The sequence below is a fragment of the Acidaminococcus sp. HCP3S3_G9_1 genome (genome assembly GCF_052122455.1).
Lineage (GTDB): Bacteria > Bacillota > Negativicutes > Acidaminococcales > Acidaminococcaceae > Acidaminococcus.
This window is the reverse complement of the sequence record NZ_JBQKCH010000025.1, coordinates 1-7,668: the sequence shown is the minus strand read 5'-3', so window position 1 is coordinate 7,668 and position 7,668 is coordinate 1. Positions and strand designations below refer to the sequence as shown.

At 52.0% G+C, this 7,668-nt stretch carries 4 protein-coding genes; all 4 read right to left on the bottom strand.

Features of this window, described 5'->3' with window-relative positions; translation table 11 throughout:
• Positions 1 to 365: 365 nt before the first annotated feature.
• Positions 366 to 3,158, bottom strand: a complete 2,793-nt coding sequence (locus tag ACTQY1_RS11055) for a DEAD/DEAH box helicase (protein WP_441374196.1) — start codon at positions 3,156 to 3,158, stop codon at positions 366 to 368.
• Positions 3,159 to 3,288: 130 nt separating this feature from the next.
• Positions 3,289 to 4,692 (bottom strand): EH signature domain-containing protein, encoded by a 1,404-nt coding sequence (locus ACTQY1_RS11050; protein ID WP_441369184.1) that lies wholly within the window; start codon positions 4,690 to 4,692, stop codon positions 3,289 to 3,291.
• On the bottom strand, positions 4,685 to 5,392 hold the full coding sequence (locus ACTQY1_RS11045; RefSeq protein WP_441369183.1) for an OmpA/MotB family protein: 708 nt from the start codon (positions 5,390 to 5,392) through the stop codon (positions 4,685 to 4,687). Before ACTQY1_RS11045 ends, ACTQY1_RS11050 begins: the two co-directional genes overlap by 8 nt.
• Positions 5,393 to 5,404: 12 nt before the next feature.
• Positions 5,405 to 7,255, bottom strand: coding sequence for an anti-phage ZorAB system protein ZorA (gene zorA / locus ACTQY1_RS11040; protein ID WP_441369182.1), 1,851 nt, complete (start codon positions 7,253 to 7,255; stop codon positions 5,405 to 5,407).
• Positions 7,256 to 7,668: the final 413 nt, after the last annotated feature.

The following is a 7,668-nucleotide window of genomic DNA, read 5'->3' as shown; positions in this document are numbered from 1 at the left end:
ATGATATTTATAGCAGCCTCACCAGGACGACAGGCGCGCGGGGCGGGCTATGTGTGATTATTTGGGAGGGGGGGGGGGCGGGGCCCACCCCCCCCCCCCCCTTCTCTATTGTCAGTGGTCAATGGTCAATTGCCAATGGAAAGGACCCGCCTCCGAAAAAGGCGGGTCCTTTTTTAATGGAAGAAAACCGGCGGCCGGGATGGGCTCCCCTGCGGGCAGCCCCTACCACGTTGGGGTCAGAGATGCAATAGAAAATCAGAGAAACGGGGTTGTCAAAAAATCCGTTCCTGTGACCGTTGCATCCAACATTCGACCCCAACGGTGTAGGGGCGAGCCGAAGGCCCGCCCTTCCCGGCCGCCGCTTTTCACCCTGCCGCCTCTTCAATCCGTTTCAGCATGGCTACAGCATTTTCTTCACTGGCTTCTGTAGGATACAGGGCGCTTCGGCTCAAATCCCGCTTGTACTGGAGCAGAGCATCCAGGTTCAGATCAAAGGATGCGTCTTCCGGAAAGTCCGTATCCACAGCCATGGGAAGATAGACGGTTACCGCTTTTTTCTGGCCGATCCGGTAAGCCCGGTCCGTGGCCTGGTCTTCTTTGGCCGGGTTCCAGCAGCGGCTGAGATGGATTACATGATTGGCCCCGGTGATGTTCAGCCCCACACCGGCAGCCTCCGGAGACAGCAGCAGCACCTGGAACCCCGGTGCCCGATTGAACTGGTCCACCATTTTCTGCCGGGCCACAGCCTGTGTGGTCCCGTTAATGGGAGGCTGCACCTGGATTTTGTAGATTTGTTCCAGAAAAGTCCGGAGCAGCAGCTGAATTTTTCGGCTTTCCACAAAGATCAGGGCTTTTTCCCCTTTTTCTCTCACTTCATCCAGGATTGTCCTTGTCCGCATCAGTCTGGCAGAGGAGCCAAAGAAATGCTCCGGATCACCCAAAGTATATTTCTTTACATTCCCGCCGGCTCCAAGACTGGGACAGAGAGAAATATCCCGGAGCCGGGCAATGGCCTGGAGCATGGTGATGGATTTTTCTCCCTGCCCTTCCCGTGCTTCCCGGACTACTTCCCCATACAGTTTCCGCTGTTCTTCCGGCATGGGATCCTTGAACCGGAGGATTTCTTTGGCAGGCAGCCCCAGATTTACATCTTCTTTCAGCCGCCGGATAAAACAGGGATCCAGATTCTTCCGTAGCTGGTCACCCAGTTCTTTCAACAGTTCCCCCTTGTTTTCCACATTCTGCAGCTGATGCTGATAATGACTGTTGAAATCTTTCAGAGATTCCAATTTGCCTGGTTCCACAAAATCCATAATGGTCCACAGATCCGTCCAGGAATTTTCCACAGGAGTCCCTGTCAGTGCCAGTCCAAAATCGCAGTTCATGGCCCGTGCCGCAACAGAAGTCCGGGTGGCCGGATTCTTGATTTTCTGGGCTTCATCCAGGATCATGACACTCCAGGCCACCCGTCCAAAAGAAAGCTGCAGTTCCCGAAGGGTTTCATAGGTGGTCAGAATCAGATGGTTCCGACTGTAATCGATCCGATTTTCCCTGTCCTGAAAATCCAACATGGAAACTTCTTTCAGATTGGGGTCCGGGGGCCGAAAATAACAGCGGCTCCCGTCCGGATTCCTGGCCCAGTGTTTCTTCAGTTCGCTCCCATACATGGGCACAATTCCATCAAACAACCCTTCTGCCACAAATTTCCTGTACTCTTCCATCCAGTTCTGAAGCAGAGAAACCGGGGCCACAATCAGTACCGATGCCATGGCACTGTTTCCATAGGCTTTTTTCAGGGCTGCCAGGAATCCAAAAGCCTGGAGTGTTTTCCCCAGCCCCATATCATCCGCCAGCAGGACTCCATGACAACCATGTTCCCAGCAGGCCGCCAGCTGCTCCATTCCCACCTGTTGGTGAGGCATGGGACGGATGCCTGGTTTCAGGCCCTGACCCAGGTAATCCCCCAGCCGGTTGGACCCCAGCCGTTTCTCCCGTGCCGCTTTCCGGGAACGATATTCCTGGGAAAGGAAATTCTCCTGGATCTGGAGAGACGCTTCTTTTTTCTTTTCACCAGCGGCTTCCGGTTCCTGGTTCTGTTTCTCTTGCTTTTCCCCAGCCTTTGCCTTCAGCTGGTTCACATAGTCCAGGAAACCCGGTGTCAGTTCAACTTCCTGGTCTCCAACAACAATCCGAGTTTCTCCCCGGTCCAGGGCATCGCTGACCTTCAGGAACAGTTCGGGATAATCTTTTTCATCCAGCGCAAGGCTGGCATAATGGTCCCCGGATTTTTCCCGGTTATCGGCAGCTTTCATGCCGGCTCCTTCCGGAGGCAGCCAGTTCCGCCCGGAACTCAGGGAAAAAGGCAAATCTGGAGCCAGAAATTCTCCAATGGAGACCACCCTGTCCCCATAGACTCCCAAATCAAAATCGAAAGCATCTGAACCAAAGATTTCCCGAGGGTGTTCTGCTACCTGCCGAGCCGCCTCCGGAGACAGCCGCTGACACCGGCGCATCTGCCGGATGCCTTCTTCCTGTTCCGGAGTAAAAACATACTGGGTCTTGTCCGGTCCATAGATTTTTCCGGTATTGTACGGATTGCTCCGGAATCCCTGCTCCAGAGAATCGGCTTCCATCCGGGTATAGGAATCCCCATCTTTTCGAAGCAGCACCGGCAGTACGGAAAAGGATCCGTCCGGATTTTTTTCCAATCGCACAGAAAGTTTATCCGCTGTAACGATTTTCTGCCGTTCCATGAACCGGTCCAGGGTGGCGTGGATTTTTTTCGCTCTCTCTTTGATTCGAGCCAGTTGGAGGGTATTGTACTGGCTCAGTTCCCCTCTGTTCTTAATCTGCTGGCTTTCCCGGTTGCTCTCTTCCACCAGGTTCACCAATTCATACTGGTCCCTGCTGAACCGGTAACAGGTTTCCCGGCTCAGTTCCACATAAGACCCCAACACCCTGATTCCATAAAAAGGAGTCCCGTCTGATCGCTGGTATTCCAGGTCATAGCGGAAGGAAGGAGAACCCAGACTGCCGTGGCTGCGGAGAGTGATGGCATAAGGAAAACACTCCGGCAGTTCCAGGATCCCTGAAATTTCCGGATCCAGTTCCACAGCCTGTCCATGGGGCAGCAGGAATCCATCTGTTTTCTCCTCCACTTTCCCTTCAGAAGCCAGGATTTCCAACTGTCCCTGTATCAGCGGCCAGTCTCCTGTAGATTCAGTTGGAACACAAGGGTAAAAATATCCGTTCTCTTGTGCTGTCCAAAAGCGGTAGTTGGTCATTATTCTACCTCCATCGGCTTTCTTTGGGCCGCACTCCACAGTGTCTCCGCACCCAGTCATTGACCTTCCGCTGCCAGGAACCGGTTTCTGAACTGGAATGGACGAATTCTTCCTCAATATTGGAAGCCTGTGTAACGTCCGTATAAGAAAATCCTTTATATGTATATTTTGCCTGATAAAAAGGCAGAGGCTCTTTTCCTCTTTTCCAAACTCTCAGTTTGCCATTGTGGCTGGCCTCAATAAAAACGTAATCCCCAATACTGAACATCAGCAGACTTCTCAGGGAATCTCCGGAACCGTTCAACCGTCCAAAGCCCATACCCTGTTTGGCCAAATCCATCTGCCTGGCAATCTGTTCTGCTTCGGGCCCCAGAAATACCCGGGTATAGTACATGGCATCCAGATATTTTTCCCAAAAACTTTTACGGTATTTCCACATGTTTTCCGATGTGGCAACCTGCCGTACTGTCTTGGAAATAATGGTAAAGAACAGGTTCAGATCGTTCTTTTTCAGCCAGGCCAGGAAAATCTCCTGGGCCTTTTCATCCACATCCACCCAGTTCAGACTGGACCCCGGGTCCCGGGGATCTCCCAGCGCCTGCAGCAGCAGGATCCGTACTTCTTTTTCCCGATTTCCGTCGCCGGACCGGTCCGTCAGGTAAATCATCTTTTCGGCAGCAAAAGGGACCATATTCTCACAGGCCTTGTCCTCACAGATTTCTTTCAATACGCCGAACAGGTCATCCCAGTCGTCCTCTTCCTCCAGCTGAAAAAAATCCTTGACAGCCCACTGGGCAAATGCCCCATACCACAGGTTCACCGGCCAGCAGAATTCTTCCAATGCTTTATGAAAACTCCGCCGGTTCTGGATTTCCCGGGTCAACAGCTTATGGCCATTGGGTTTCAGCAGTTGCTTCCGGTTCCGGAGATACAGCACCGATTTCAACAGTTCTGGGTCTTTCTGAAGGAAAAGAGAAATGCATTTCTGCAGCCGTTCTCCCTTGTATGGCTGTCCGTATACAGTAAAATAAGCAAATACCAGATTTCGGAAGGTATTCCGCCGGACGGAACGACGAACCCCATTCCCTATAGCCTGCAGGATGTCCTGGAGCAGAACTTCATAAAAGCGGGGTTTTTCCTTCCTGTCCCGAGTGAGCAGCACCGGCAGAAAAGGGATTTCCCGTCTCAAGTCCAGCACCACTTTCCGGTTCTTTTCCTGATTTTTCACCTTGGCATACAGCTCTTCCATGGTCACCGGATCCAGGGCTGGCCGGCTGCAGGAGCTGGATACGGTCTTTTTTATCCATTTTTCCAGTTCCACGGGCCTGCCTGGATGCAGACATACATCAGGCAGGCGGATTTTGAAAGATTTCAGCCGTTCCAGGCTGTGCAGCAACGACTTATCCATGGCTGCCTCCGGAAGGCTTTTCCCCAGGATCCTGGGGCGGCATCATAACAAACCGGATATCGATCCGCCGATTGGCGGCCCGTCCCGCCTCTGAATTGGGATCCAGACCATTTTCCCGGACAGGCCGGGTTTCCGCATAGCCAGAACAGGAGAAGATAGGTTCTCCCCGGGGATTCACCAGCCAGTTGAATTCCGGTACATCGTTCCGCATCAAATTCCAGGTGTTGATGGCCCGCTGGGTGGAAAGCTCCCAGTTGGATTGGAAAAATTCGTTGTGGATGGGCACATTGTCCGTATGGCCTTCGATAAAGACCGTTTCCAGGGCTTCCCGATATTCCGGCCGGCTCATGGTTTTCAGCAGGGACTGGCTCAGCTTGCTGACCGCTGCCTGCCCCTGTTCTTTGATATTGGCTTCCCCAGATTCAAACAGCACACTTTCCGGGATCCGCAGCACTCCCTGCTTGGTGTCAATCCGCACCTGGAGGCCTTGGGCCTGGAGGTCCTTCCCCACATCCTTCAGCAGCTGATTCCGCAATTCCGTATTCCCGGTATATTTGTTGGTCACCGTCTGGAAATTCAGCATGAAATAGCACAGAGCCAGGATAAAGATACTCAGGAGCCCTGCCATCAGGTCACTGACAGAAGTGGTAAAAGCATCACCGCTCTGTTGGGCTTTTTCTTCTTTCTTTTTCTTCCACATTCAGGTTTCTCCTTAGTGCCGTCTGTTCTTGTCCATGGCATCGGACAGATCCTGGATGGAATCACTCAGACTCTGGTTGATGGTGGACACGGAATTCATGGCCTCTTTGATGCTCTTGTCGTACTGGCCAAGTGTTTCAGACAGCCATTTGCTGGTAGAAGTATTGTACTGCTCCAGAGTTCGGGCCAACGTATCCGTAGCTTCCCGCATTTCCCGGCTTACCCCCTGGAAAGTCTGCTGATAGTTTTCCCAGGCGCTGCGCATGGTACTCATGGAATCCCTGATCAGTTCCAGATCTTTCTGACTGCTCTGGCTGGCCAGGACCAGTTTCTGGACATTCTGGTCCACATGGCTGTTGAACTGATTGCTGGCGCTGACCACCAGGTTCAGCTGACTGCCCAAGGTATCCGCCACTTTCTGCATGGGCGTGCTGGCCTGGGCAAATTTGTCCGCAGTTTTCCCTGCCGAAGCCATGATTTCCCGGTTGTGCCCCAGCATTTCCTTCAGCCCGGCCATGTAAGAATCCATGGTACGGTTCCGTTCCTGCATATCGGTCTGGAGCTGTTTCAGCACTTCCAAAACGGATTCTTTCATATTCGCTGTCACCTGGATCATTTCGTCCCTCTGGGTCCGGGTGCTCTGGCTCATGGTGTCTGTAATCTCCTGGATGGTTCCCTTGGTGGCTTCCGTAGTCTGGAGCAAAGCCTGGTTGGCTGTCCGGCCAGCTTCCACCATCTGATCCAGAGCTGCTTTCAGGTTGGTGTTCATCTCTTCCACCAACTGCTTCATAGCCGCCTGGCTGGCATCGCTGGTAGTGGCCTGTTTCTGGATATTGGCGTCCATGGCTTCGTTCAGCTTGGTCACCATCATCTCTACAGACCCCTGAAGCCGGGCGGTATTTTCCGCATTCAGCCGTTCAGAGACTTCCATCATACTGCCCATTTTCCCCTGGAAATCCTGAAGGGTCACGGCCAGGCCCTGGATCTGGTCCCCGGCCCCCTGTTCAATGGATTTGGACAGGGTATCCCCGGCGCTGCTGCCCAGTTTGTCAATGGACTGGTTCAAATCCTGGAAAACCGGTTCCAGGCTTTGAGTAAAAGATTCCGTCAAGTTGTTTTTCAGTGCCACATCAATGCTCTGGCTGAGCTTTACGAACATGTCTTCCAGACGGCCCACCAGTTCCCCATTCAGTTCCCGCATGGCATCCGTCTGTTCTTCCGCCTGTTCCGCCTGATGAGACAGGAATTCTTCCAGACTCTTGGAAGGGAAAAGGGTATTGAGCTGATCGATCAGAGTGGCCAGTTTTTTGGTGTAAGGACGGTAAATCCAGGTGTCAACGAGGTTGTACACCAGTGCCAGGAGAAGTCCGACCACAGAAGTCAGGAACGCCGTTTTCGTCCCGCTGAGCAGGACTTCAATCCCGCTTTTCATGGTTTCCACATTGCCCAGGTCGATGCCGCTGATTCCTGCGGTAATCCCGACAAAAGTCCCCAAAAGCCCCAAGCCGGTAAAAATTCCCGGCATGGCACGGAACAGGTCCAGAGGCAGATTGTCCAACAAAGTCTGATCATTGTAAAAAGCCTCCGGATCCTGGGTCATCAGCACCCCTTCTGCTTTGCTTTTGAACAGCGTCCGTTCAAATTTCTTCCAAATCGAATCATACGGGGCCTGCCCCATTTCTGCCTGAAGATTGCCGTAATTTTCCCTGATGGATTCCCGAGAATAATTCTGCAAAACAGAAATAATCTGTTCCACAGAAGAACCAGCTTTACTGATTCTAAAAAACCACCAAATACAGAAACCTAAACCTATAATAAATAATAAATAGAAAAAATCTGAAATCCAAGACAGCCAATTCCCCATGAAAATTTCCTCACCTTCATTTTATTGTTTATCACTGCATATGTTCTTATTATACACTGAAATATACATTTCGTCTCTCATTCCATTATTATTGTAATTGTTCTTGTTTATGGTCATAAAGCAGCAGGGCAGGAACTTATGGATGGCAAATGTGGCCCATTTGCCGTTGAACCTATGACCCCCGGCGGCCGGGGCGGGCTCCCCTGCGGGTAGCCCCTACACCGTCGCTGTCAAGCGGCCGAGAACAACGGGGTTCTCCGATATCCCCGTCCAACTGACCGTACAAACAACATCCCGACCCCAACGCCGTAGACCAACTATATAAAGTCAAGCCAATTTTAAAATAAATTTCAGTTGCTATGGATCTTTGCAAAAGGGTGCACTTACCCAAGCCCCCTTTTGTGGGCTTAAAA